This is a genomic window from Sporosarcina sp. SAFN-015, from assembly GCF_059415085.1.
Genome location: NZ_JBPFDR010000002.1, coordinates 391,412 through 414,572, shown reverse-complemented (window position 1 = coordinate 414,572; position 23,161 = coordinate 391,412). Strand labels below are relative to the sequence as shown.

Annotated in this window: 28 protein-coding genes; 9 read left to right on the top strand and 19 right to left on the bottom strand. The window is 44.3% G+C overall.

What is annotated here, in order from left to right:
* Positions 1–91 precede the first annotated feature (91 nt).
* Together ACR65H_RS05170 and ACR65H_RS05165 are read left to right on the top strand one after the other, a co-directional pair.
* Positions 92–1,222, top strand: coding sequence for a CAP domain-containing protein (locus ACR65H_RS05170; RefSeq protein WP_440499091.1), 1,131 nt, complete (start codon positions 92–94; stop codon positions 1,220–1,222).
* Between the two features lie 68 nt (positions 1,223–1,290).
* The gene (locus tag ACR65H_RS05165; RefSeq protein ID WP_440499090.1) at positions 1,291–2,430 is read left to right on the top strand and encodes a zinc-dependent alcohol dehydrogenase; all 1,140 of its coding nucleotides are present in this window, start codon (positions 1,291–1,293) and stop codon (positions 2,428–2,430) included.
* 41 nt (positions 2,431–2,471) lie between these two features.
* Here ACR65H_RS05165 and ACR65H_RS05160 read toward each other — a convergent pair whose 3' ends face one another.
* Together ACR65H_RS05160 and ACR65H_RS05155 are read right to left on the bottom strand one after the other, a co-directional pair.
* On the bottom strand, positions 2,472–3,029 hold the full coding sequence (locus tag ACR65H_RS05160; protein ID WP_440499089.1) for a superoxide dismutase family protein: 558 nt from the start codon (positions 3,027–3,029) through the stop codon (positions 2,472–2,474).
* Between the two features lie 148 nt (positions 3,030–3,177).
* Positions 3,178–3,858 (bottom strand): phosphoribosylaminoimidazolesuccinocarboxamide synthase, encoded by a 681-nt coding sequence (locus ACR65H_RS05155; RefSeq protein ID WP_440499088.1) that lies wholly within the window; start codon positions 3,856–3,858, stop codon positions 3,178–3,180.
* A 161-nt stretch (positions 3,859–4,019) separates the two neighbouring features.
* On the opposite strand from ACR65H_RS05155, the gene ACR65H_RS05150 reads away from it, so the two are divergent.
* The 4 genes from ACR65H_RS05150 to ACR65H_RS05135 all read left to right on the top strand — a co-directional run bounded on the left by ACR65H_RS05150 (position 4,020) and on the right by ACR65H_RS05135 (position 7,747).
* Positions 4,020–4,241: a heavy-metal-associated domain-containing protein gene (locus ACR65H_RS05150; RefSeq protein WP_440499087.1), complete on the top strand. Its 222-nt coding sequence runs from the start codon at positions 4,020–4,022 to the stop codon at positions 4,239–4,241.
* A gap of 15 nt (positions 4,242–4,256) precedes the next feature.
* Entirely contained in the window at positions 4,257–6,146 is a 1,890-nt protein-coding gene (locus tag ACR65H_RS05145) for a heavy metal translocating P-type ATPase (protein ID WP_440499086.1), read from the top strand.
* Between the two features lie 13 nt (positions 6,147–6,159).
* Positions 6,160–6,864, top strand: coding sequence for a Crp/Fnr family transcriptional regulator (locus ACR65H_RS05140; RefSeq protein ID WP_440499085.1), 705 nt, complete (start codon positions 6,160–6,162; stop codon positions 6,862–6,864).
* Positions 6,865–7,027: 163 nt separating this feature from the next.
* Positions 7,028–7,747 carry a YebC/PmpR family DNA-binding transcriptional regulator gene (locus tag ACR65H_RS05135; protein WP_440499084.1) on the top strand — a complete coding sequence of 240 codons (720 nt, stop codon included), beginning with the start codon at positions 7,028–7,030 and terminating at the stop codon, positions 7,745–7,747.
* A 78-nt stretch (positions 7,748–7,825) separates the two neighbouring features.
* On the opposite strand, the gene ACR65H_RS05130 is transcribed toward ACR65H_RS05135, so the two are convergent.
* The 4 genes from ACR65H_RS05130 to pxpB are packed head-to-tail and all read right to left on the bottom strand — an operon-like array spanning position 7,826 to position 10,594.
* Complete coding sequence (locus tag ACR65H_RS05130) at positions 7,826–8,122, bottom strand: hypothetical protein (RefSeq protein WP_440499083.1); 297 nt, start codon at positions 8,120–8,122, stop codon at positions 7,826–7,828.
* Positions 8,119–8,892 carry a LamB/YcsF family protein gene (locus ACR65H_RS05125; RefSeq protein ID WP_440499082.1) on the bottom strand — a complete coding sequence of 258 codons (774 nt, stop codon included), beginning with the start codon at positions 8,890–8,892 and terminating at the stop codon, positions 8,119–8,121. Before ACR65H_RS05125 ends, ACR65H_RS05130 begins: the two co-directional genes overlap by 4 nt.
* 11 nt (positions 8,893–8,903) lie before the next feature.
* A complete protein-coding gene (locus ACR65H_RS05120) occupies positions 8,904–9,896 on the bottom strand; it encodes a 5-oxoprolinase subunit C family protein (RefSeq protein ID WP_440499081.1) in 993 nt (330 codons plus the stop codon).
* Positions 9,893–10,594: a 5-oxoprolinase subunit PxpB gene (gene pxpB / locus ACR65H_RS05115; protein WP_440499080.1), complete on the bottom strand. Its 702-nt coding sequence runs from the start codon at positions 10,592–10,594 to the stop codon at positions 9,893–9,895. Before pxpB ends, ACR65H_RS05120 begins: the two co-directional genes overlap by 4 nt.
* A 209-nt stretch (positions 10,595–10,803) precedes the next feature.
* Here pxpB and dacB point away from each other — a divergent pair, with 209 nt between their 5' ends.
* Positions 10,804–12,336: a D-alanyl-D-alanine carboxypeptidase/D-alanyl-D-alanine endopeptidase gene (dacB, locus tag ACR65H_RS05110; RefSeq protein WP_440499216.1), complete on the top strand. Its 1,533-nt coding sequence runs from the start codon at positions 10,804–10,806 to the stop codon at positions 12,334–12,336.
* Positions 12,337–12,399: 63 nt separating this feature from the next.
* Here the strand turns inward: dacB and ACR65H_RS05105 are convergent, their stop codons facing one another.
* Positions 12,400–12,789: a hypothetical protein gene (locus ACR65H_RS05105; RefSeq protein WP_440499079.1), complete on the bottom strand. Its 390-nt coding sequence runs from the start codon at positions 12,787–12,789 to the stop codon at positions 12,400–12,402.
* Positions 12,790–12,928: 139 nt separating this feature from the next.
* Between ACR65H_RS05105 and ACR65H_RS05100 the strand changes: the two genes are divergently transcribed.
* On the top strand, positions 12,929–13,813 hold the full coding sequence (locus ACR65H_RS05100) for a hypothetical protein (protein WP_440499078.1): 885 nt from the start codon (positions 12,929–12,931) through the stop codon (positions 13,811–13,813).
* Between the two features lie 9 nt (positions 13,814–13,822).
* Positions 13,823–14,293 carry a DinB family protein gene (locus ACR65H_RS05095; protein ID WP_440499077.1) on the top strand — a complete coding sequence of 157 codons (471 nt, stop codon included), beginning with the start codon at positions 13,823–13,825 and terminating at the stop codon, positions 14,291–14,293.
* A gap of 65 nt (positions 14,294–14,358) precedes the next feature.
* On the opposite strand, the gene ACR65H_RS05090 is transcribed toward ACR65H_RS05095, so the two are convergent.
* From ACR65H_RS05090 to ACR65H_RS05035, 12 genes are all read right to left on the bottom strand, one after another.
* Entirely contained in the window at positions 14,359–14,745 is a 387-nt protein-coding gene (locus ACR65H_RS05090) for a hypothetical protein (protein WP_440499076.1), read from the bottom strand.
* Positions 14,746–15,037: 292 nt separating this feature from the next.
* The gene (locus ACR65H_RS05085) at positions 15,038–16,003 is read right to left on the bottom strand and encodes a S66 family peptidase (protein WP_440499075.1); all 966 of its coding nucleotides are present in this window, start codon (positions 16,001–16,003) and stop codon (positions 15,038–15,040) included.
* A gap of 18 nt (positions 16,004–16,021) precedes the next feature.
* Positions 16,022–16,474 (bottom strand): GNAT family N-acetyltransferase, encoded by a 453-nt coding sequence (locus ACR65H_RS05080; RefSeq protein WP_440499074.1) that lies wholly within the window; start codon positions 16,472–16,474, stop codon positions 16,022–16,024.
* Between the two features lie 101 nt (positions 16,475–16,575).
* Positions 16,576–17,079 carry an NUDIX hydrolase gene (locus ACR65H_RS05075; protein WP_440499073.1) on the bottom strand — a complete coding sequence of 168 codons (504 nt, stop codon included), beginning with the start codon at positions 17,077–17,079 and terminating at the stop codon, positions 16,576–16,578.
* Between the two features lie 10 nt (positions 17,080–17,089).
* Complete coding sequence (locus ACR65H_RS05070) at positions 17,090–17,806, bottom strand: nucleotidyltransferase domain-containing protein (RefSeq protein WP_440499072.1); 717 nt, start codon at positions 17,804–17,806, stop codon at positions 17,090–17,092.
* 22 nt (positions 17,807–17,828) lie between these two features.
* On the bottom strand, positions 17,829–18,224 hold the full coding sequence (locus ACR65H_RS05065) for an NUDIX hydrolase (RefSeq protein ID WP_440499215.1): 396 nt from the start codon (positions 18,222–18,224) through the stop codon (positions 17,829–17,831).
* 10 nt (positions 18,225–18,234) lie between these two features.
* Positions 18,235–18,774, bottom strand: a complete 540-nt coding sequence (locus ACR65H_RS05060; RefSeq protein ID WP_440499071.1) for a GNAT family N-acetyltransferase — start codon at positions 18,772–18,774, stop codon at positions 18,235–18,237.
* A gap of 173 nt (positions 18,775–18,947) precedes the next feature.
* Entirely contained in the window at positions 18,948–19,868 is a 921-nt protein-coding gene (locus ACR65H_RS05055) for a helix-turn-helix domain-containing protein (protein WP_440499070.1), read from the bottom strand.
* Between the two features lie 165 nt (positions 19,869–20,033).
* The gene (locus ACR65H_RS05050; protein ID WP_440499069.1) at positions 20,034–21,224 is read right to left on the bottom strand and encodes a hypothetical protein; all 1,191 of its coding nucleotides are present in this window, start codon (positions 21,222–21,224) and stop codon (positions 20,034–20,036) included.
* Between the two features lie 224 nt (positions 21,225–21,448).
* Positions 21,449–21,706 carry a hypothetical protein gene (locus ACR65H_RS05045; RefSeq protein WP_440499068.1) on the bottom strand — a complete coding sequence of 86 codons (258 nt, stop codon included), beginning with the start codon at positions 21,704–21,706 and terminating at the stop codon, positions 21,449–21,451.
* 177 nt (positions 21,707–21,883) lie between these two features.
* Positions 21,884–22,501 (bottom strand): NUDIX hydrolase, encoded by a 618-nt coding sequence (locus tag ACR65H_RS05040; protein ID WP_440499067.1) that lies wholly within the window; start codon positions 22,499–22,501, stop codon positions 21,884–21,886.
* Positions 22,498–23,145, bottom strand: a complete 648-nt coding sequence (locus ACR65H_RS05035; protein WP_440499214.1) for an HAD family hydrolase — start codon at positions 23,143–23,145, stop codon at positions 22,498–22,500. Before ACR65H_RS05035 ends, ACR65H_RS05040 begins: the two co-directional genes overlap by 4 nt.
* Positions 23,146–23,161: the final 16 nt, after the last annotated feature.

Here is a 23,161-nt window from a genome sequence, read left to right as displayed (position 1 = left end):
CCGTCTTTCCGACCGTACTCAAACTATCAATAGGTTCCACTGTATCTATCGCACCTCAAGCGGGTACAATAATAGATAGGAGGCGATTTCCGTGAAGCGGATATTACTATTCATCATTTTCATAGTTGCACTTTATCTTGCAAAACCTTTATGGGAAGAGCCAGTTTCGAAATATATCGACCTTTCCTTCCTCAATCCGATTGATGAAAAGCTAGAAGCCATATGGGAGAAAGAACCGGTTGCTTCCGCAATGGATTCCATATTCAACACAGCCGATAAAATCTTCCTTTACATATCTTCGAAAACATCCGAAGTAGAACAGATGATTCCCGACAAAGTCGCAAAGCCGAAATTGGATAAACCTGATCACTCCGTCATGTCCATTCATAATATCGAGCTCGGAGCGACAGAAAACCAAGTGAAAGCCGAACTTGGAGAGCCTAAAAGCCATTCATTAAATGAATACGGAACTGAATGGTTCACATACCATGATGATTACCAAAACTTCGTCATGGTTTCATTCGACGAAAACTGGAAAGTGAATGCCATTTACACGAACGATGATCTTATCTCCTCGAAAGCTGGCATCAAGTACGGGACTCCGAAAGCGGACGTTCGGAAAGCGTATGGCGAACCGTTGAAGGAGATCCGGAAAGGCTTGAACATTTATGTCCTTCAGGAAAACGAAGGGATGGACCTTTTTAAATCCGGGGATATCTATATGTATGTATTTTACGACATTCATCAGAACGATACGGTAACTGCCGTCCAGCTCATTACAACATCACTCGAACAGCGGAAGTCCGGAATGTATGCAGGTGGAGATGTGTCTTTGCGCAACGGGTTCGAACTGCAGCTTTTCGATTTGACGAACGCCGCCCGTGTACGTCACGGCCGCTCCATTTTGCGATGGGATGAGAGAATCGCCGAAACGGCGCGCAAACATAGCCTCGATATGGCGGTCAATGACTATTTCAGCCATGATAATTTACAGGGGCTGTCGCCTTTCGACCGGATGAAAGAGGACCATATTAAGTTCCGTAGGGCGGGTGAAAATTTGGCATACGGCCAATCGAGCAGCATTTTCGCTCATGAGGGTCTCATGAATTCAAAAGGGCATCGGGAGAATATTTTAATAAAAGATTATAGTCATCTCGGCATCGGTGTCGCTTTCAATGAAAAATCACAGCCGTATTATACGGAGAATTTTTTCTTACAATGACTCTTTCAGGACTATATCTGTCTGTTCCGGGGAATATAAGGGCAACAGATAGATAAGGAGGAGTTCGAATGAAAGCTGTAACATTCCAGGGCGTAAAAGATATCCAAGTGAAAAAGGTGGAAGCTCCGAAAATCGAGAAGCCTGATGATATTATCGTCAAAGTGACGTCAACCGCCATTTGCGGGTCCGATTTGCATATTTATTTAGGTGCATTGCCAACGCATAAAGGGTATGTCATCGGCCACGAACCAATGGGAATCGTCGAGGAGGTTGGCCCAAATGTAACGAAAGTGAAAAAGGGTGACCGGGTCGTCATCCCTTTCAACATTTCATGTGGACAATGTTTTTATTGTGAACATCAGATGGAAAGTCAATGCGATCATTCGAACCGTAATCCTCACGTCGATACGGGCGGCTATTTCGGATTTACAGAACGCTACGGAGATTATCCAGGAGGGCAGGCAGAATATATTCGAGTTCCGTACGGCAATTTCACGCCATTCGTCATTCCCGAATCTTGCGAGCTGCCGGATGAAGCGCTTCTGTTCCTGTCCGATGTGTTGCCGACTGCGTATTGGAGCGTGGAGCATGCTGGTGTGAAGCATGGGGATACGGTAGCCGTGCTTGGGTGCGGACCCGTCGGACTGATGGCTCAGAAATTCGCTTGGATGAAAGGCGCGAAACGCGTCATCGCCATTGACCATGTCCCTTATCGGCTGCAGCATGCTGTGAAAATGAACAAAGTGGAAGCTTATAATTTTGATGACTACGACAATATGGGTGCGCATATTAAAGAACTCACTCACGGTGGCGTCGACATCGTCATCGATTGTGTCGGGATGGACGGCAAGAAGAATATTGCGGAAAAGGTCGGGCAGAAGATGAAAATGCAAGGCGGGACATTGAGCGCCATTGAAATCGGCCATCAAGCTGTGCGCAAATTCGGGACAATCCATCTGACCGGTGTCTACGGATCGCTTTATAACATGTTTCCGCTCGGTAATATGTTTGAACGTAATATTACTTTGAAGATGGGGCAAGCTCCTGTCATCCATTACATGCCTACATTATTTGATAAGATTACTAAGGGCGAATTCGATCCAACGGAAATCATTTCGCATGTCGTACCAATCGAGGAAGCTGCTGCTGCTTATCATCATTTCTACGAGCATGAGGATGATTGCATAAAAGTGATTTTAAAGCCATAAATGTAAAATCGGTCCACGCATTCATTGCGCGGACCGTTTTCTTATTTCTTCCCTTTGATAGCGGCACAGGCGATTCGGGCACCTGAATTCCCTGCAGGATCCGTCTTATAGTCATCCGCCTTTTCATGAATGACGATGGCACTTCCGTCCTTATCGAGGATTGAATTTTCTTGGCCCTTCTTTAGCGTGATTTCACCGGTCGTCATACTCATGGACACTTTCCCATCCTCCGCAACTTCGATGTTTGGCAAATCACCTAAATGGAAGCCTTTCGGATTCTCAAATCCATGTTCCTTCCCTGTCGGATTAAAGTGGGCTCCAGCAGAAGTGAAATCCGGCGGTGTACATACCCCTGTTTCATGGATATGAATGCCATGTGTTCCAGGCGACAAGTCTTCTGCCTGTACATTGATCATCACGCCTTCCGTCTCCTGAACCAACGTCACTTCACCGATTTCTTTTCCTTCCGTATTCAATATAGGAGAGACAATTGCTTCCATCTTGTCCCCGCTGACAGGCATCTTTTGATTCGCTTTTCCGCATCCCGCTACGACAAGAATGACGCTAATTAGCAGTGCAGTTACCAGTTTTTTCTTCACTATAATTCCTCCTCCACATTTATTCTTGCCAAGCATGCCCTACTGGCAAGAATTTAGTAGTGGAAAGTTTTTCCCTATATGAGCGGTAACTAAATAGAATAAAAATGCTGCTCATTCCAATTTTCAGGAATGAACAGCGGGTTCTCATTTACGCTAACATTAATTTTTCAAGTTCAAGCGGAGCAATATAAACCCCGTCCTTGTAAACACGCATATTGCCGCCGGAAATTTCGTCGATCAGCATAACATTTCCTTCATTGTCACGACCAAACTCCAATTTAATATCGTATAATTCAAGTCCCTTCGCAGCAAGCTCTTCCTTCACGACAGTGGAAATCTCTTTCGTGAGCGGCTCGAGAACATCATATTCTTCGTTCGTCAAAATGCCGAGCTGTGCGAGTGCGTCCTTCGAAATCGGCGGATCATTGCGATCATCGTCCTTGATTGTCACTTCGACGAATGAATCCAATGGTTGTCCTTCCTCACAATAAGCTCCATAACGGCGCAAGAAGCTGCCGACTGCGCGGAAGCGGCAAATGACTTCAAGCCCTTTTCCGAACACGGTTGCCTGCTTCACTGTCATCGTCACGTTCTCGATATCCGCATCGACATAATGCGTCGGGATTCCTTTTGCAGCTAATTTCTCAAAGAAAAACTTTGTCATGCGCAGGCCTGATTGCCCCGCACCTTCAATCGTCAGTCCTACAGTATTCGCTCCCGGATCGAACACGCCGTCTTCCCCGGTTACATCATCTTTGAATTTCAGTAACACATTGCCATCTTCCAATTTATAAACGTCTTTCGTCTTGCCACTATATACAAGTTCCATGACCACGTTTCCTTTCCATTCGAAAATGTAGTGCCACAATTAGTATAATGTACTTTCTCTACTATAAAAAGAGAAAACTTGATGGGGGTCAAGGTTTCATTCCCGAAAACGCCTTATGCTATAGACAAGAAGTAGAAAACAACTACATGGAGGTAATGGAAATGAAAAAAATCGTATTGAACTTGGAGCCGTTGACTTGCCCGTCTTGCATTAAGAAAATCGAAGGTGCGTTGAACAGGATGGATGGAGTTGCAGACGCGAAAGTGCTATTCAACTCAGGAAAAGTCAGAGCGCAGTTTGATGAAAACCAAATCGCCGCGGAGGATATCGCCAAAACAGTTACCGGCCTCGGATACCCAATCATTTCACAAAAAGTCTCCTGAAAGGAGTAAAGGAAAATGAATGCCAAACGAACGTCCCAAATTACTGCCTTGACAGGTCTGCTGCTCGCGGCGGCAATCGGACTCCATATCGCCGGCTTTCATGAAGTGAGGCAGTGGCTGCTGATCGCTTCCACAATTTTGGCCGGCGTCCCGATTGCAATCAAAGCGTTGAAAGCGTTGAAGATGAAAGCGTTCAGCATTGAATTGCTAGTGACGATCGCTGTCATCGGTGCATTGTTCATCGGTGAGTATGTCGAATCGGCAGCTGTTACATTTTTGTTTTTATTCGGCGCTTATCTGGAAGCTCGTACGCTCGAAAAAACACGTTCTTCCCTGAAAGCACTCGTCGACATGGCGCCCCTCGAAGCAACAGTCATCCGCGATGGTGAAACAATGACCATTTCTGTCGATGACCTCGAACAAGGAGACCGCGTCATCATACGGTCGGGTGAAAAAGTCGCTGTTGACGGACGAATCCTCACAGGGAATGCGACGTTGAATGAAGCAGCCATTACAGGTGAATCCGTTCCGGCTACAAAAACGATTGACGACAAAGTATTCAGCGGAACGATCGTCGATAACGGCTTCATCGAAGTGATTGCGGAGCGCGTCGGCGATGATACAACGTTTGCCCGAATCATCGAACTCGTGGAAGAAGCACAGGAATCCAAGTCGAAAACGGAGAAATTCCTCGACCGCTTCGCCAATATTTACACACCTGCAATCGTCGTCCTATCTGTACTCGTTTATATATTCACAAGGAATATCGAAATGACACTTACATTTCTTGTGATTGCTTGTCCTGGAGCACTTGTCATTTCCGCACCCGTCTCGATCGTCGCCGGCATCGGTAACGGAGCGCGGAACGGCGTTCTTATTAAAGGCGGCGACATTATGGAGAAGCTTGCGAAAATCGACACAGTCGTCTTTGACAAGACCGGCACGTTGACACGCGGCAGACCGGAAGTGACAGATATCCATGCAATCGGCATAGCTAAAGATGAACTGCTTCAGCTCGCGGCGGAAGCGGAAACGATATCCGAACACCATTTAGGCCAGACAATCGTGAAAGAAGCGAAGCGCCAAGGCTTGCAATTATTGAGTGAACCCGAAAAAGCCGAAGTGATTAAAGGAAACGGCATTCGTGCAATTGTCGGAGGAAGGCAGCTTGCGATCGGTAACCGAAAACTGATGGCCGCTGAAGGTGTACTGATTGATAAGGAGATTGCAGAATATGCAATCTCCCGTGAGAAAGGCGGGAACACTGCAATCTTCGCAAGCATCAATGGAAAAATCGCAGGAATTCTGTCAATCGCGGACCGGATTCGTCCTGAAGCGAATGATGCGCTCCGCGAACTGCGGGCAAGCGGCGTTAAACAAATTATTATGCTGACAGGCGACAACCGCCATACCGCAGAACTGGTCGGCGCACAATTAGGACTGGACCAAGTGCATGCTGAATTATTACCAGAAGATAAAGTTGCCATGGTCCAAAAACTGAAAGATGCTGGGCATCATGTTGCAATGGCAGGCGACGGCATCAATGACGCCCCGGCAATCGCGACTGCGGATATCGGTCTTGCGATGGGCGAAGGCGGTACCGACATTTCAATGGAAACTGCTGACGTCGTCCTCATGGCGGACCGTCTCGACCAGTTCTCACATGCGTATTCACTTGCGAAAGCAACTGTCCGCAACATGAAACAGAACACGTTCTTCGCAGTCGGCACAGTCGCGTTGCTGCTCGCTGGCGTGCTGATCGGCAAAGTGTTCCTCGCTTCCGGTATGTTAATTCACGAATTAAGCGTCCTGCTCGTTATTTTGAACGCCATCCGGTTAATCCGCTATACTAAGAAAAAGCAGGTAAAACGGCAACACTTGGAGCGGGAACTACTACCGGAATAAGGAGTGAAAGATGATGACAACTAACGGACATTGCGGACACGGGGAAGGAACTGCTGAGATGCAGAAAATGTGCATCTCCATCGTTCCGATCTTCAACCATCTCGATCCTTCGGAAATGAATGAAATCGTCAAGCATACACATTCGGTCAGTCACCCCCGCGGCCATACCATTTACCACGAGGGAGATACGTCGGACGGTTTGTACATCATTCACAAAGGCCGCGTGAAAATTTATCGCCTTTCAGAAAACGGCAAAGAGCAGTTAGTGAGGATTCTGGAACCTGGTGATTTTACGGGTGAGCTTTCTTTATTCAATGAAACGGTGCATGATGCATATGCGGAAGCGATGGGGAAAGTGGAACTATGCGTAATGAGCCGGGACGACTTTCAGACTTTTTTAATGAAATACCCTGCCATTTCCCTCAAAGTCCTTGGCGAATTTTCCAATCGGCTCGCGAATTCGGAAAAGCAAGCCGCCCGGATCGCCATGGAAACGACCGATACACGAATCGCCATGTACCTTGCCGATTTGGCTGAAGAAAGGAATTCGAGTCGTGTCAAGCTTCCGATGACCCGGAAAGACTTGGCGTCACATATCGGCACTTCTCCCGAAACAATCAGCCGGAAGCTCACGGATTTTGAAGATGCGGGATGGATCCGGCAGCTCAATCAGCGGGAGATCGAGATATTGGATTTAGATCCGTTGTTGCTAATTTAATCGTGGAAAATTGGGGCTTTTCTAAGGTGAATAGAGAACTCTTTGCGCATTAACGAGCCCTCGTCCATTCCATTTAAAGGATTTTTCGCTTGTCAGCATTCATGCAATGGGTGTATAATAGCTCGATGAAATCTATGCACAGAGCGAAAGCGAGTGAATGAAGATGGGCCGTAAATGGAATAATATTAAAGAAAAAAAGGCTTCGAAGGATGCAAATACGAGTCGTATTTATGCAAAGTTCGGCCGTGAATTATATGTAGCAGCAAAACAAGGTGAACCTGATCCCGAGTTGAACCAAACATTGAAAATGGTCGTTGAGCGTGCAAAAACGTACAATGTACCAAGAGCGATCATTGACCGCGCGATTGAGAAAGCAAAGGGCGGCGCTGAAGAAAACTATGACGAGCTTCGCTACGAAGGCTTCGGCCCGAACGGTTCGATGGTCATTGTCGACGCGCTTACAAACAACGTCAACCGTACCGCTTCCGAAGTGCGTGCAGCATTCGGGAAAAACGGCGGAAACATGGGTGTCAGCGGTTCCGTTGCGTACATGTTCGATGCGACTGCCGTTTTCGGCTTGGAAGGCAAAACGGCGGATGAAGTACTCGAACTTCTCATGGAAGCAGACGTCGAAGTCCGCGATATTTTGGATGAAGAAGATACGGTAATCGTCTATGCAGAACCAGACCAATTCCACGCCGTCCAGGAAGCTTTGAAAGATGCCGGCATTACGGAATTCTCCGTAGCTGAATTGACAATGCTCGCGCATAACGACGTGACATTGGATGCTGACGCTCAAGCACAGTTCGAGAAAATGATCGATGCATTGGATGACTTGGAAGACGTTCAGCAAGTCTATCATAATGTTGATTTAGGGGAATAACTGATGAAAGCCACTTCATTCGAGGTGGCTTTTTATTCATTAATCTAGTTGAAAAGCAAACTAAACAAGTCTGTCTTTTTAAGCCTTGTTTTTTGCATCTTTTCTTTTCTTCGCTTCTTTTACATAGTTAATATAATTTCCTGTTCCTTCGATTGCAGATACAGCAATGATCGCCCATTCGATAGGTGATACATCATGCAACGATTCCTTGCCATAATACAATGTAAATACGGTAATAAGTCCGTATAGAAAGGCCTTGGAAAAATACTCCCATATCGGAGAGTAATTATCTAAATTAACCCTTGCATACAGCTTATCCACAATTAAAGCAATCGCCAAAACCACAACCAAACTATAAATTAATTCCATAGTCATAATAACATACCCCTAATTCCCCGAACTTCCACGCCTTCCCTATCCAACGCACTTGGGATCATTCTAGCAAACTCCAATGCCGTCTTCCCATCCCCATGAATGCAAATCGTATCTGCCTGAATCGCCACATCCGTTCCATCCTTTGCGCGCACTTTGCCTTCCTTCACCATCCGGACGATTTGGCGAATGGCGATTTCGCGATCAGTAATGAGAGCGTTTGGCTCCCGACGTGGCGTCAAAGTTCCATTGGCTTGATAAGTTCGATCTGCGAACACTTCATGCGCAGTTTTCAACCCGATTCGCTCCCCTGCCTTGACTAACTCGCTGCCCGCAAGCCCGAAAAGGATCAATTCCGGATCGACTTTGTAAACAGCTTCTGCTATCGCTTCGGATAAATCCCGATTCACAGCAGCCATATTATAAAGCGCGCCATGCGGCTTTACATGTTGCAATCGCCCGCCCTCCGCCTTTACAAACGCTGACAATGCGCCGATTTGGTAAACGACAAGGTCGAATGCTTCTTCAGCTGAAATCGCCATTTCTCTGCGCCCGAAACCGACCAGATCCTGCAAACCTGGATGCACACCGATGCCAACGTTTTTCGCAAGCGCCATCCGCACCGTTCGCCGCATCGTCGTTGGATCGCCCGCATGGAAGCCGCAGGCAATATTCGCCGACGTAATCGTCTCCAAAATCGCTTCATCATTCCCCATTACATATGCGCCAAAACTCTCGCCCATATCACAATTCAAATCGACTACAAATCCCATTCCATCCACTCCTATCTTACTTTATCCTGTATCGCCGCACGCAGCTCCTTCAAATGCATTTCCTGCTTTGCAACAAGCCTTTGTGATTCCTCAATCGTCACTTCCTTGAATGAAAGCCGGTCTCCCGGCTTCGCCTGCGCTAGTTTTGTGAAATCAATCGAAGACAACTGTCCGATTTTCGGATACCCGCCCGTCGTCTGCCGATCCGCCGCCAATATAATTGGATTCCCATCCGCAGGAACTTGGATGGCTCCATATGTAACTGCTTCCGAAATCATTTCTATAGGTTCTTTCAATTGCAATGTCGGTCCATTGATCCGGTATCCCATTCGATCCGACTGCGAACTGACGGTGAAGGGTTCATTCCAAAACTTCTGATGGCTATCTGTATCAAAAAGCTCATATTGACTGCCGCGGATAACACGAATCTCATAATGGTTCGATAGTTTAGGAAGCAGCTTTGGTGCAACTTGCCAATCTGTCGCTTGAAACAGCATGCTTGTTGCAAGCTTTTCAACTATGACCCGCGATAGAGCGGATGCTATGCCAACATGTATGACGTCCCCTTTCCGCACCGGTCTTCCATCAAAACCGCCGAGACCCGCCTTCACATACGTTGATCGGCTTTCTAGCACGATTGGCACGTCAATCCCACCAGCAATCGCCAGATATGCTCGACTTCCCGCCTTCGCCGATCCAAACTGCAATTCATTTCCCTTACGAATGAAAACCGGTCTCCACATCGGTACAGGTATCCCTTCAATCGTTGGATCAAAATCGCCGCCACAAATCGCGATCAATGCATCTTCTTTGAATAAAAGACGCGGACCGACAAGTGTCATTTCAATAGAAGCAGCTGTTTCTTCATTGCCAACAAGCATATTGGCGACCCGATGAGAGAACAAGTCCATTGCACCGCCCACTACAACACCAAATTTCTGGAATCCGAACCTCCCAAAGTCCTGAATCGTATCATAAAGGCCTGGCTTCGTAACTTCAATCACTCCGCGCCACCTCTCAATTCTTCATACTCTTCGGTCGTAATCTTGTAAAACTTTATTTTATCTCCTGCCGCCAACAAGCTAGGTGGATCTTCCGATGGGAGGAATAGCTCAAGCGGCGTCCTGCCGATCAGTTGCCACCCCCCCGGCGTTTCAATCGGATAAACACCCGTCTGGACTCCCGCAATTCCTACTGAACGCGCAGGAATCATCAGTCGCGGCGTCTGACGTCTCGGAGCGGCAATTTGTTCTGACATGCCGCCGATGAACGGGAAGCCCGGTGCAAATCCAATCATATGTACTGTATAGTCACCCGATGTATGAATTGCAATCACTTCATCCACCGTCAAATTATTATGTTTCGCAACAAAATCCAGATCCGGTCCATATTCATCGCCATACAAAACAGGGATTTCCACGACCTTTTGCTGAACAGCAGCAATTTGTGTCACACCCTCTAGCAACGCGTGAATCCGTTCACAAACTGCTTCATATGGACTGTCTTCTTTTAGAAATTCGGTGATCGCATAAATAATAGTGACCGTCGTATAAGCAGGGATATATTCAATCATCCAAGATGGTGATTCGGCATCCAATCGGGAAACAATGGCCCTTACTTTCTGCTCGGATGAACGATCGATCTTTTTTCCAACTTCAATGACAACGGCTTGATCGCCTAAAGGTGACAAAGTGTAATGCATCTCGCCGACACTTCCTTATCGTATGAATATACATAATTTTACCTGAACCTCTGTTCTTCGCAACATGTTATTTTCTCTATCGAATGTATGAGGAATTCACCACTATACATATAATGAATAACGACTATTCACCAACTTAGGTAAAACGATCAATTGTTAATTTTCAGTATTTTAGTACAATCAAATGCAAAGGATGAAAGGATGTGAGCATGTTAATGAAACAGCAATGTCTTCTCAAAAGGGCTTTCCTAGCATTGGTCGTTGCTCTGATCGCCTTATTTCCGGTAACACATGAAGGAACTCTTTCATCTGTCGCCGCATCCGGGGATACGACTCCCGTAGCATCCATTGATTCGACAACATTAGATCAAAAATTACAGGCAATCTTGAAAGACCCTAAGCTCCAAGGGGGAATTACCGGGGTTAGCGTACGGAAAGCAGATACGGGTGAAAAGATTTATACAAGCTTCGGCGATATCCGTCTCCGCCCCGCTTCCAATATGAAGTTGCTGACAGGATCGACGGCGATGGACATATTGGGTCCTGATTATCAGTTTTCTACAGAAGTGCTGACGGACGGACAAGTGAAAGGAAAAATGATTCACGGCAATCTCTATCTGAAAGGTAAAGGCGACCCGACGTTGATGAAAAAGGATTTGGACCAATTCGCGAAAGACTTGAAGGCGAAAGGAATCGATAAGATCAATGGCAACCTGATCGCTGATGACAGTTGGTACGATGATGTCCGTTATTCCCAGGATCTGAACTGGTCGGATGAACATAATTATGTCGGTGCGCAAGTTTCAGCATTGACCCTGTCCCCGAACGAAGATTATGATGCGGGAACTGTCATAGTTGAAGTGAATCCAGGCAATAAAACAGGAGATCTTCCGAAAGTGACTCTCACTCCGGAGACAGATTCTGTCGTTATCGTTAATAATGCAACGACTGTCGCAAAAGGCGAAGCAAAGAGCATCTCCATTGCACGTGAACATGGAACGAACCGGATCATTATCGAAGGAAAGATGCCGCTTGACGGCACACGCTCTCAATCATGGTCCGCTGTTTGGGACCCTTCCATGCTGGCGATTGATGTGTTCCAAAAATCCCTTAAAGCAGAAGGCATCGAGATTGTCGGCAATGGTGGAATGAAAACTGGTGTGACACCAAGTGGTGCAACTGTTCTTACTTCAAAAAAATCGATGCCGCTGAAAGAGCTCTTTATTCCATTTATGAAATTAAGCAACAACGGACACGCGGAAACGTTAGTGAAGGAAATGGGCAAAGTACGAAGCGGTGAAGGCAGTTGGGACGCTGGGCTTGTAGTGATGAAGGAGAAGCTGAAGCAATTCGGCATCAATACGGACACGATAGTTCTACGCGACGGCTCCGGCATGTCGCATAAGAACCTCGTTTCAGCAGATGAATTGACGTCTTTACTGTACAACATTCAAGGGAAAAGCTGGTTCCCTGCGTTCGAGGCTTCCCTGCCGATTGCAGGCGTCCCTGAAAGGATGATCGGCGGCACGCTTCGAAACCGGATGGGCGACGGATTAACCGCTGGAAATGTAAAAGCGAAAACCGGTTCCATTACAGGCGTCTCCACTCTCTCCGGTTATGTCACTGCGAAAGACGGCACGGAACTGATCTTCTCGGTCATGATCAACAATTATATTAGCGGACCAGTTACGCCGATCGAAGATGCGATTGCGAAAGTGCTTGCGGAATATGAGAGCAACTGAATCATCAAAAAGGCATTCCCCTTCCTACTCGGGAATGCCTTTTTCTTTTGGATAATACTTATTCTACGATAAAGAAATATATAAACATAGCAGAAATGTAATACACGATAATGGCGTCATAACAAGCCTTTCTTTTCTACTTCGTGATAGTAGATTTGCTATTGTATTTAAGCAAAGGAAAATTGTTATAACCCATACTAATATGTCTGTAGATAAAAAAATAAAACCCTGCAAAACATTGGTATGCTGTAGAAAAACAAAACCCATAAATAAAAGGATCAAAGCATTTACTGCGCTTACAATACGTAATCTTATTGGTAAAACCTTATGATATCCACCCATTGCAAATTCGCCAATCGGAAATCCAAGTGAAAGAAGAACTTGAAAAACCGCTATGGCCACAAACATTATTGCTACAACAATTGAAGATATATAAACAACATCAGCACTCATATACTACCTCCTTCATCATTATCATCATATTCAACGTATCGTAGTAATTACCTTCCTTAACATATGAATCATTTAAAGGATTCACTATTACCAATAGCGAATACTTCCATAACATTCATTTTTGAAAGTGGGGATTCATGTGGAAAAACTATCAAATGAACAATTTTTACAGGCAGTATCATTTCTGAAAACAAAAGCTCGTCCATTGGAAAAGGCTCTATTCGAGTTTGAGTTTGAAGATGGTAGTCGTGAGCGAGTTTTAGATGAACTTCATGCTTATCAAAATGAAGACGGTGGATTCGGTAATGGATTGGAGCCCGACTTCCGATGTAAGGCTTCCTCAGCATTGGCGACGACAATCGGGGTTCAGCATTTAATCCGCATCGGGGCCGACGAATCCGAACCAATGGTGCAAAAAGCGATTCAATACGCGCTGAATACGTTTGACGAAGAAAAGATGGGATGGGAAATTGTCCCGAGAGAAGTCGAGACAGCGCCGCGCGCTATTTGGTGGAATTATGGCGGTGATTGGCCATGGGGAAATCCAAGCGCTGAAATGACTGGATTGCTCTTTCATTACAAAGGTCTTGTCCCCGAGGATTTCCTGGAAAAGTTAACAGCCCACGCAGTTTCATATATTAACGAGGATGCGACGAACGACTTCCATGAAGTACAGTGTTTGGTTAAATTGATGAAAGAATTGCCTGTGGAAGAAGCAGATAAGATTTCTGCTAGAGTACGCGAAATCGCCCACCATAGCGTGACAACCGATCCAGGAAAATGGAATGACTATTGCTTGCCTCCCCTTCAAGTTGTCTCTTCCACAGCGTCTATTCTCTATGAAGACTTTAAGGAAATCATCCCTACAAACATTAAACATCTCTCTTCCAACCAAGCGGAAGATGGCAGCTGGAAGCCGACATGGTCGTGGGGACGCTATGAAGACGTTTGGGAAACAGCAAAGCAGGAATGGAGCGGTGTACTGACGCTTGATAATTTGAAGGTGCTAAGAGCATTTGACTGAGGTGTAGAAATGAATTCGTATGTAAAAACAACTTTGAATCAAATATCGATAGCCGTACGGTCTATCGCTGACATGATGGACAAATTAGAATTGAGCGATTTAGTTATTCAACCCACGGAAAACAAGTTTTCCATTGGGCAGGTTGTAGCCCATATTTCATTAATATGCCAGGCAGATTTGCTCATTTCAGACGAAGCTTCCGAGGAACAGATGAGCACATTTTATTCCTCCAACCGTCTTCAAACCTTACTTGAAATGAAAGACGCCCTGCTTGCTAACCTCGCTTTATTGGAAAATCGCTATCTTGAATATACAGAGGAAGAACTAATGCAAACGACAACTTCGTACTGGGGTGTTTCCTACACGCGGTTTGAATGGCTGTTAGAAATCTCTTCCCATCTTTATCACCATCGCGGACAGCTGCATGCCATGCTTGTGCATTGTGTCGGGAAAGATCCTGAAGTTGTGTTGTTTGAATAATACAGGCTATCCATAACAAAAACTGCACTCCAAGTCGATTGCTTTCAACTTGGAGTGCAGTCAAATTACAACTCCACATCATCACTCATCTCAAACACATCAAACACATTTTCTTGAATGATAAGTGACATGATTTTGCCCTGTTTTTCAAAGTAATGAACATGGCCGACCCGCTTGTCTTCAAGCTCGGTCCATCCCCACTTTTGAATTTCCTCCAAATAATCTGCAGGCGGGGTTCCTTCTTCATCCCCGATACCCTTCAACTTATACTTCGCCGACTTTGCAATTTCTGACGTGCAATCCTCTGGCTTCAATTCATAGGCATTTTTCGGAACCGGAAACCCTTCATTGATGACCGCCATGCGATAGCCATCTTCCTCCGTATACTCATATACACAACCTGTCATCATCACAGCGGCAAACAGCAACATCGGAATCAACATCCACCTCATCACAGCAACACTCCCACGAAAGTTTCACATCTGTTACTTTTAGCGTAATGGGAAAGTCGCTGTTTGTCTCCCGACGAATTCGTGACAAAAAAGAAAAGCGGAAGCGGCTTGCTCAGATGCGACAGGCATAAGGCGAAGTGGCGAATTGGCGAAGTGGCGCACTTTGCCACGCAGCAACTTCGACTTATGACCCGAGCATCTAGCCGCTGGAGCTGGACAATAAGAAAAGCGGAAGCGGCTTGCTCAGATGCGACAGGCATAAGGCGAAGTGGCGAAATGGATTGAAATCTTCTTAGAATCTCAAAGGTTTTAAAAACCCGTTCGAAGCGTCCACTTGCACTTCTCCACCAAGCGGGAATGTGAAAATCGGCTGGGTATGGCCGAAATCCACGTCGTATAATACAGGAATCTCCTTCAATATTGGATGTTTATCCAGAATAAACAGCAATTGCTCTTCTGTAATTTTCGATGCTCGTTGAAATCTACCGATGACAAGAGCTTTTATGGACTGTGCATTTTGCAATAAAGACGTCAAATCCCTTGCGAACGTTTCTGGAATCGTCATCTCATCATCTTCAACAAAAAGAATCGCATTTTCAATCTCTGGCATGTACTTTGTTCCTTGCAGCAAATTCAATGTGCACAAATTACCTCCCCAAAGCTCGCCGCTCGCTGTTCCGTCGTTATATGTCTTCCAAACAGTCTCCTCGAAGACCCGATTTTCCTGATCCAAATACCATGCATCGTCGCTCCATTGTTCAGATGGTTCCAATGTAAACTGCACATCCTGCATGAGACATTGTGTAAAGAAATGTGTTTGGTATTCCTGCGCCTTTTGCATTTGAAAGCTTGAGAAATGTGGCCCAGAATATGTTACCATTCCTGTTTGCGTCGATATCGCTGTTCCGATAGCTGTAATATCGCTATATCCACAGAAAACTTTCGGGTTCTCTTTTATTAATTCATAATCAATATATGGTAAGAGTTCATTCGAATTGAACCCGCCAATGACCGTTAAAATGCCTTTTACATTTTCATCGGCAAATGCCTCATGCAAATCCTCTACTCGTCGCTGAATAGAGGTGGAGTTTTGAAGGTCTTTGTCAAAAGCATGTTTACCGAATGAAACATTGAAACCTAAATTCTCTAACCGCTCTTTTGCAGTTTGAACGCCTTCTTCGGATAAAATGCTTGCACTCCGACTTGGCGCAATGATTCTTATTTCGTCTCCCTGTTTTAATTTCTCTGGAATTCGCATCTTTTTTCTCTCCATTTACTAAATTTGCAGCCTAAGCCGAATCATATCCATGCATTGGATACCGTTCTCCGTAATGACCTCATCATAATGCTGCACGAAGAAGTCTTTGATAACACCCGAAATGCGAAACCCGCATTTTTGATAGAGTGCAAGCTGACCTATGCTTGAATTTCCCGTTCCGATGTCGATCCATTCATAGCCATGGCTTTTTGCTACCTCAATAGCTGCACCAAGCAATTTCTTGCCAATCCCATGACCTTGCTTGTCTTCACGGACGGCGATGTTTTTGATCTCCACTGTCTCGTTAGTCAACGGTACGATAACAAATACTCCAATTATGTTATCTTGTTCCTCCGCGATATAACATTCTCCTTCTGCTACGTATGCTTCTACAAGTTCACGCGATGGATCGGCAAGTAGAAGCAATTCATATGGCGGTGTTTCATCATGCTGTAATTTTCGTATCTTCATTTAAGCTGACCGCCTTTCTTTTATATGAATCAAAGGTTCTATTTTGGTGATAAATTGTGATATTCAATAGATAACTCTTGGTATCCAATAGATATTTCACTTTATTCAATAGATAACTCATGAACACGTATTGCTGCATCCATAATTTCATCAAAGCCAGTCTGCCATCCCTTATGATAGTGAGCAGCTTCTTCCGGCTGGATCAGCAACCTCTCCGACGATTCAAAACCCGCCTCAAACGGGAGAAATTCCGTAATGTCCATCCGGTAAAACATTTGATAACCCACTTTCGGATAGGGGCTGGATGGATGCCATAACGGATTCTCTTCATGATTCACTTCAAGGGCACCTAACAGCGTGCAATCACCAGTCACGTAAGCCTCCTCCACCACTTCTCGACAGACACACGCTTCCACAGTTTCGCCTGCCTCGATATGCCCTCCTGGGAAGTCCCAACCACGATCATTCAAATTAACCATGAGCAGCCGCCCCTCATGAAAACAAAATGCATGCACACTCGTAATCAACTCCCTAGTGGGCATCAACCCTTGCATCCATGTGAGCTTTAACTTATGTCCGCCCCAATCAACGTATGTGACCGTCATCTTCAACGCCTCATTTCCCAACAGAGTACCCTTCAAATAATCTTCCGCCAAATGGTGCTAGTACTTCGTCTGCGATTTTGATGATTCCTTCTCGATTGCCCGTTTTATAAAAAGCGTCAAATGCTTTCACAAATCTTTCTGCAAAATCCTCGTCGTATTGTTTCAAAGCCCGCACGATCCATTTGGAAGCGCCGATCCACTGCCCGTTCGTCCGTAGTACAAATTCATGGATTGCTTCGGCAAGCGTATTGGCGATAAAAAGGGCTTCCGCTTCATTTTGTGTGCCTATCAAATCCCCAAGTGCGTCTGTCAACATATACCGCTTTGTCGTTAATGTTTGTTCTGACCAATAGGCAGGCCCATTATTTAACAGCTCCGCAGCTTCGTTTTTAATCGTGGATAAAATTCCGGAGTCCTTCAACACAATTCCTTCCGCCACCATTCGAGGCAGCGAGGGACGTGCTCTTTCAGCATCACTTCTAAAGTAGTCTTTATAGGAAGTCAAAGAATGTACGAATACTTCAATCGGCCAGCCGTATTCAATACGGGATTCACGATAGGCTTCTTCGATTTGATTATCAAAAATTATGATATCCAGATCAGATGTTGGGGTTTCTTCGCCTCTAATTACGCTTCCCGCGAGAAGCGCAGCTTGGCAATGAGGAAATTCTTCATCGACAAATCGTTTGGCTGCAAACGGTGCTTTCATTCTTTTCATTCTTCTCATCCCTGGTTCCTCCAACCACTTTTCAGATTTCCTTCTGTTCAATCAATATCTTAGCAATTTCCATTGGGCGAACATCTAACGAGTCGAGCTCAGAAATCGGTATCCACATCGGCTCATAGATTCCGCGGTTACGATTTTCTTCGTATTCCTCGCCCTGTCCTGTTCCAAATTCCCCTCCGACAATTTTGGAAATGAAATAATGCTGCTTGCCTTTGAATTCAACAGTCCCAAGACATTTTATTACATCAATCCGAACACCTAGCTCCTCGAACGCTTCCCGAATTGTAGCCTGTTCAGGGCTTTCACCTTTTTCAATTCCGCCACCTGGAAAGACGTAATATTCCTCTCCATCACGATTTCTCTTAATAAGTACAATCTTATCTCCCTCAATAATAACGGCAGATCCTCGATCCCTTATATTCACAATATCACTTCCCGATATATTCAATCAGCCAGCAATCCCGATACTCCCCTTCATGCCATTCATGCTTAGGCAAAAGCTTCACTTTCTTGAACCCGCATTTCTCATAGCAACGGATTGCCCGCTCATTCCACGTTTGTGGATCCATAACGATGCGGTCTACATTTTTTTCAGTCAATAAATACGCTACAATCATTTCAACAAGTTGCGTCCCGATTCCTTTATTCCAATAATCAGGTTCGCCGATAAACTGGTCCATACCATAAAGAATTTCTGACGGATCAGAATAGCCATAGATCCTTCTTTCCTCATCCCCAACCGGATAGAATTGCACATATCCTATCGGCTTCTCATCAAATAAAATGAGACACCTCGTCTCTTCCTCCGCTTCCCCAAAAAAATCCTCTTCGACTTGCGCTAAATCCAATGGACGATCTCTACCTTCGTAATACTGAAGAACTTCTAGATCGGACAACCACTTCACCAACAAAAGCTTGTCCCCTTCAATTAAATCCCGGACAAGCAACTGGCCATTTCTTATTCTCATTACTCATCCCCCAATCGGATTAATAAGCAGAAACATCAATAATACATAAAACTACCAAAAGAATACATAAAAATACATATTGTATTCTCATCTGCTATTATTCAACAATACGTCACGTAATTCCTTTTTTCAGAACAAAAAAACAGCACCGATTTACAGTGCTGCTTCACTTCTTACTTCACCAATAACGCTTGAATCCATCCGCTCAGCGTCGCCTTGTCAACAAAAGGCGCTAGACGCGCAATTGTCTCTGGATCCATATTGCCAATTTCCTTTTCATCCACAAGCCGTTTCAAAGATTCCCTTCCGAGAAAAGGTGCAAGCGAAATAAGACAACTTGAATCCAACTTGCCATCCACAGTCCGATCTACTAAGCTCATTAATTTTTCCTTGCTGCAGAAAGGTGCCAAGCGGACGATGAGATTCCATTCAATCCCTTCATCTATCGCTTGCTCAATGAGTTCATCTACGGCTTCCTTCCCGATAAACGGCGCTAGGCGAACAACGACATTCAAATCCATTCCATCTTTATTTGCTTTATCAACTAAACGGAGCAAAGCATTTCTGCTAATGAACGGAGCCAGTTTTTGAACGAATTTCATATCGACGTCGTCTTCCATCGCCTCTGTCACCAATCCATCCAACAATTCAGTTTCGACAAATGGAGCCAACCGCACGACCAAATCTTGGTTGAATAACCGCTTGTCCACTCGTTCGGTCACTTCCGCCAATTCGCTTGCTTTTAGTAATGGCGCCACTTCAATCAACCCTTCCATATCCGCTTCTCCCGTATTGATCATCTTAGCAACTTCATCCCGACGGTTTTCAGTAAACCCTGTCATGATCCTTCCGAGATTATGGATATAAGTCGAGCTTTCCTTATCGGCTCCCCCATTCATCAACTCATCAACTGACACACCGAAAATTTGCCCAATCTGCATCAACGTTCCGATATCCGGCAACGAATCGCCACGCTCCCATTTTGAAACAGCTTGATGACTTACGTTTAAACGATCCGCCAATTCCATTTGCGTCCAGTCTTTTTCTTTTCGCAGCTTTGATATGAAGCTCCCAACCTTCAGAGTATCCAACATCCAAACAACCTCCCCATTAAGTTTCAGCGCGCACTGTACATTCAGCGTAGCATATCGCCCTTTAGTCGCCTATCAACTATCGGTTGAATACGAGGATTCTACTAACGGTGGAATTAGAATAGTAACACCTTACATTCATTCTAAGCTATTGCGAAGAAAATCTTTTTATATCCACAAAGTCGATTCTACTTCATCGAATCTACCTTCAACGATACCGACACCCGGAATGAAAATTCCCCCTTCTTCTACAACCAATTTCTCATTCAACAGAATTTGAACATATTTACAACCAAAGATGCTGTCTTCTATCAAAGCGATGACTGGCAGCCGAAATAAATAATCCTGTTCATTCATCTTCAAACGAACAAAATTTTGATGCAGCAATTTATTTCCGCTGACGATAATGTTCATCGGGTCAATTCCTGTAACTTTGATTTCTCCCTGAATGCTAAGTACATATTTAGCCTGCTGTAGAGATTCCGCGATCCTTTCATCTCGCTCGTTCATTATAGTGGTGACGAGTTCACTGATGTCCACTGATGAATCACTTTCTAGTGCCTTTTCTTGAATAGGATCGACAAACTGTCTGAAATACTCGTATAACGTCAACTCGGATTGCATGAAGCCCGCTTGCCATCCTGGGGAAATTTCGTCTAATAGAATGCAAAGGAACAACCCAGCACTATAGCAACTTCTGCGTAAATGTCTAGTTGCATCTGCTATGTCAAGCAAAGGTTCACCGTAAGACTTGATTTCTCTTTCCTTTGAAACACCGCTTTTCGCAACATACGCATGTAACTCTACATAAAATGCAGGACCTTCAACCGTTTCTATCAACTGCTCATATTTCATAAATGGACCGATGACTTCTGCTCTTTTCTCACGATACAAAATGAATTGGTTTAGATGATGTTTTCTTTTTTCTGCGCCCATCGCGGTAACAGCATTATACAAATGAAACCGCTCCTGTTGGCGCAACTCCACGTTCTCGGCAACTAGCGGGTACGTGATCCCGAGCACTTCATCGGGGAACCTTGACTCGCCTTTGACATACTGCAATCCATGAAACAACTCATGCGCAAGTACTGAGTACAAACGGTTCTCATCTATACCGCTGTCCATTTGGACAATGGCTGTTGGGTAATCATGAAACAAAATCGACGTATTCCCAGCAAACTCCTCACTCCATGGAAGCTGTACAAAAGATTGCATTGTCTCAGGATAGGCAGGATGATGAAACAAATACACAGATTCATCTGTATATAACGCATACGCACCTACCTGGAAATCCGTCCAGAAAGCGGACAATCTTTCCTCAGTCAAATAAGGGATAATTGCACGCAATTCTATGGCCATAATCATTCTCCTAACACTCATAGTTTTAGTAATAGTACGTATACGTTATAGCCCATCAATAGTTTCCTCAATCTTTCCAACATTATTATTCATAAATAAAGGCTGTTTTCGTATAGATTGTTGCTTTTACGGGGGCGGTGCAATGTGACTAGGAAATTTTTGATTCGTTCAGACGTTAAGAAGAGCATAAAAAAAGCCGCAAAAATTTGCGACCTTTAATTAATCTATTCTTTTAGGGTATCCACAAATTGTTTTGCCTCTAACATTGACATGCCCTTTTCTTCTCTCAGATACTTTATAGTTTTTATATCACCTATAGATTTCAATTTTCCACTTGCTACGGCAATTAATTCATCATTGCTTTTATTAGGAAGCGATTTTTGGTTCTCTTTCCTTAAAACCTTGATTTCCTTGGATTGACCAAAAATTACAATCAGCAATGCCACGTTTAAAATCAAGGATGCAGTTAAACCTAAATCCATTTTACAAAACCTCCTATCACTATGCTGAATATTTCATTGTATATTGCATTTACAAATTCTACTATATATTTTATCAGAAATTCATCAAGGCTTCAAAATTAATAAAAGCAAAAAAGTTTACGAAAACAGCAAAAAAAGACCGTTCAAGCCATTGAACGGAAATCTGCAGGAAAAATATCAATCAAATATCGTTTCTTTTTCAGGGTCCTTCAAGTATTCAAACATTGTTTTAATTTGCGATTCGGTATTTCGATTCGCAGAAAGAAGGGGTAAATTGTGTTCCGAAAAGAAATTAACTTGATTCGTTTCCGGTCCTACAGCTGGCTTCCCTCCGATAATTTCGCACAAAATGAAAATTTTATAGTAATGGTATGGTTCTGGAGGATGCGGATGCTTGTTTTTATCCAGTAAGGCGAGTAATTTCACCGGGAAGACATCATAACCAGATTCCTCTTTAATCTCCTTCACTATATTTTCTGAAGGAGATAATCCAATATCACAAAAACCACCTGGCAAAGCCCATTGATCATCGATATTTTCTTTCACCATTAATATTTGACCATCTCTAAAAACGACGCCTCGAACGTCCACTTTTGGCGTTTGGTAGCCTGTTTCATTCGTAAACAAGCCTTCAATTTTATTAATTTCAAGGTCGGTATACTCCGCCATAATCTCTACACTAATTTGACGTAACTCTTCGTAACGCTCGATATCATATATGTCCTTCGAAAAAGCTAACCCAGACTGAGACAATGCTTGAATCCTTTTTGCCCAATCTAACCATGACGTACTCATTTGACCCCCGCCTTTACGTAATCCTCAAATTCCGTCACGCTATTCATAAGCAAATTGGGTTGCTCGCTAAATGTTGCAGTTTGATATTCAGGCAGCCATTGAACGCCAATTGTAAAAACATCGGATTGCTTTCCGGCAATTACATCTGCATCACTATCACCAACAAATATCGCTTCGGAGTTCTTCACATCTAATATAGATAAAGCTTTCAATAGCCCTTCTGGATCAGGCTTTGGATTGCGTACATCATCGCCGGTTATAATGACATCAAACAACCCTTCTAAATGTAATTTTTCCAAGGATATATCTAAGCTTCTTTTTGCCTTGCCTGTGAAAATCCCTAACTTTATGTCCGTCCCTTTTAAGGACGTGACTAATTCATATATGTCGTGATTGGCTTCCACTAAATCAATATGGGACTGTGAATATTGTTTATAGAAATACTCAATCGCCTCTTCTTTATGAGGGCTTAAAAGATTTTCTCTAATAATGCCAACTTCTGAAGGACCGAACATACCTAAAATTTCGTTTGGCGTAAGCTCTCTGTTATCAAATTCTTTAAACACACTTTGAAATGCGTAATAACAAATTGGCAATGTATTCGCCAATGTCCCATCAAAATCAAATATAATCGCTCTCACCATTAATTCCCCCATATTC

Excerpts from the sequence above, each read along its gene's own strand:
- ACR65H_RS05055 (WP_440499070.1), bottom strand. The coding sequence starts at position 19,868 with ATGTTGGATACTCTGAAGGTTGGGAGCTTCATATCAAAGCTGCGAAAA.
- ACR65H_RS05150 (WP_440499087.1), top strand. The coding sequence starts at position 4,020 with ATGAAAAAAATCGTATTGAACTTGGAGCCGTTGACTTGCCCGTCTTGC.
- ACR65H_RS05075 (WP_440499073.1), bottom strand. The coding sequence starts at position 17,079 with ATGACGGTCACATACGTTGATTGGGGCGGACATAAGTTAAAGCTCACA.
- ACR65H_RS05035 (WP_440499214.1), bottom strand. The coding sequence starts at position 23,145 with ATGGTGAGAGCGATTATATTTGATTTTGATGGGACATTGGCGAATACA.
- dacB (WP_440499216.1), top strand. The coding sequence starts at position 10,804 with ATGTTAATGAAACAGCAATGTCTTCTCAAAAGGGCTTTCCTAGCATTG.
- ACR65H_RS05105 (WP_440499079.1), bottom strand. The coding sequence starts at position 12,789 with ATGAGTGCTGATGTTGTTTATATATCTTCAATTGTTGTAGCAATAATG.
- ACR65H_RS05090 (WP_440499076.1), bottom strand. The coding sequence starts at position 14,745 with ATGAGGTGGATGTTGATTCCGATGTTGCTGTTTGCCGCTGTGATGATG.
- ACR65H_RS05085 (WP_440499075.1), bottom strand. The coding sequence starts at position 16,003 with ATGCGAATTCCAGAGAAATTAAAACAGGGAGACGAAATAAGAATCATT.
- ACR65H_RS05145 (WP_440499086.1), top strand. The coding sequence starts at position 4,257 with ATGAATGCCAAACGAACGTCCCAAATTACTGCCTTGACAGGTCTGCTG.
- ACR65H_RS05155 (WP_440499088.1), bottom strand. The coding sequence starts at position 3,858 with ATGGAACTTGTATATAGTGGCAAGACGAAAGACGTTTATAAATTGGAA.
- ACR65H_RS05045 (WP_440499068.1), bottom strand. The coding sequence starts at position 21,706 with ATGGATTTAGGTTTAACTGCATCCTTGATTTTAAACGTGGCATTGCTG.
- ACR65H_RS05040 (WP_440499067.1), bottom strand. The coding sequence starts at position 22,501 with ATGAGTACGTCATGGTTAGATTGGGCAAAAAGGATTCAAGCATTGTCT.
- pxpB (WP_440499080.1), bottom strand. The coding sequence starts at position 10,594 with ATGCATTACACTTTGTCACCTTTAGGCGATCAAGCCGTTGTCATTGAA.
- ACR65H_RS05050 (WP_440499069.1), bottom strand. The coding sequence starts at position 21,224 with ATGGCCATAGAATTGCGTGCAATTATCCCTTATTTGACTGAGGAAAGA.
- ACR65H_RS05125 (WP_440499082.1), bottom strand. The coding sequence starts at position 8,892 with ATGGGATTTGTAGTCGATTTGAATTGTGATATGGGCGAGAGTTTTGGC.
- ACR65H_RS05095 (WP_440499077.1), top strand. The coding sequence starts at position 13,823 with ATGAATTCGTATGTAAAAACAACTTTGAATCAAATATCGATAGCCGTA.
- ACR65H_RS05135 (WP_440499084.1), top strand. The coding sequence starts at position 7,028 with ATGGGCCGTAAATGGAATAATATTAAAGAAAAAAAGGCTTCGAAGGAT.
- ACR65H_RS05060 (WP_440499071.1), bottom strand. The coding sequence starts at position 18,774 with ATGAGAATAAGAAATGGCCAGTTGCTTGTCCGGGATTTAATTGAAGGG.
- ACR65H_RS05140 (WP_440499085.1), top strand. The coding sequence starts at position 6,160 with ATGACAACTAACGGACATTGCGGACACGGGGAAGGAACTGCTGAGATG.
- ACR65H_RS05080 (WP_440499074.1), bottom strand. The coding sequence starts at position 16,474 with ATGAAGATACGAAAATTACAGCATGATGAAACACCGCCATATGAATTG.
- ACR65H_RS05070 (WP_440499072.1), bottom strand. The coding sequence starts at position 17,806 with ATGAGAAGAATGAAAAGAATGAAAGCACCGTTTGCAGCCAAACGATTT.
- ACR65H_RS05165 (WP_440499090.1), top strand. The coding sequence starts at position 1,291 with ATGAAAGCTGTAACATTCCAGGGCGTAAAAGATATCCAAGTGAAAAAG.
- ACR65H_RS05130 (WP_440499083.1), bottom strand. The coding sequence starts at position 8,122 with ATGACTATGGAATTAATTTATAGTTTGGTTGTGGTTTTGGCGATTGCT.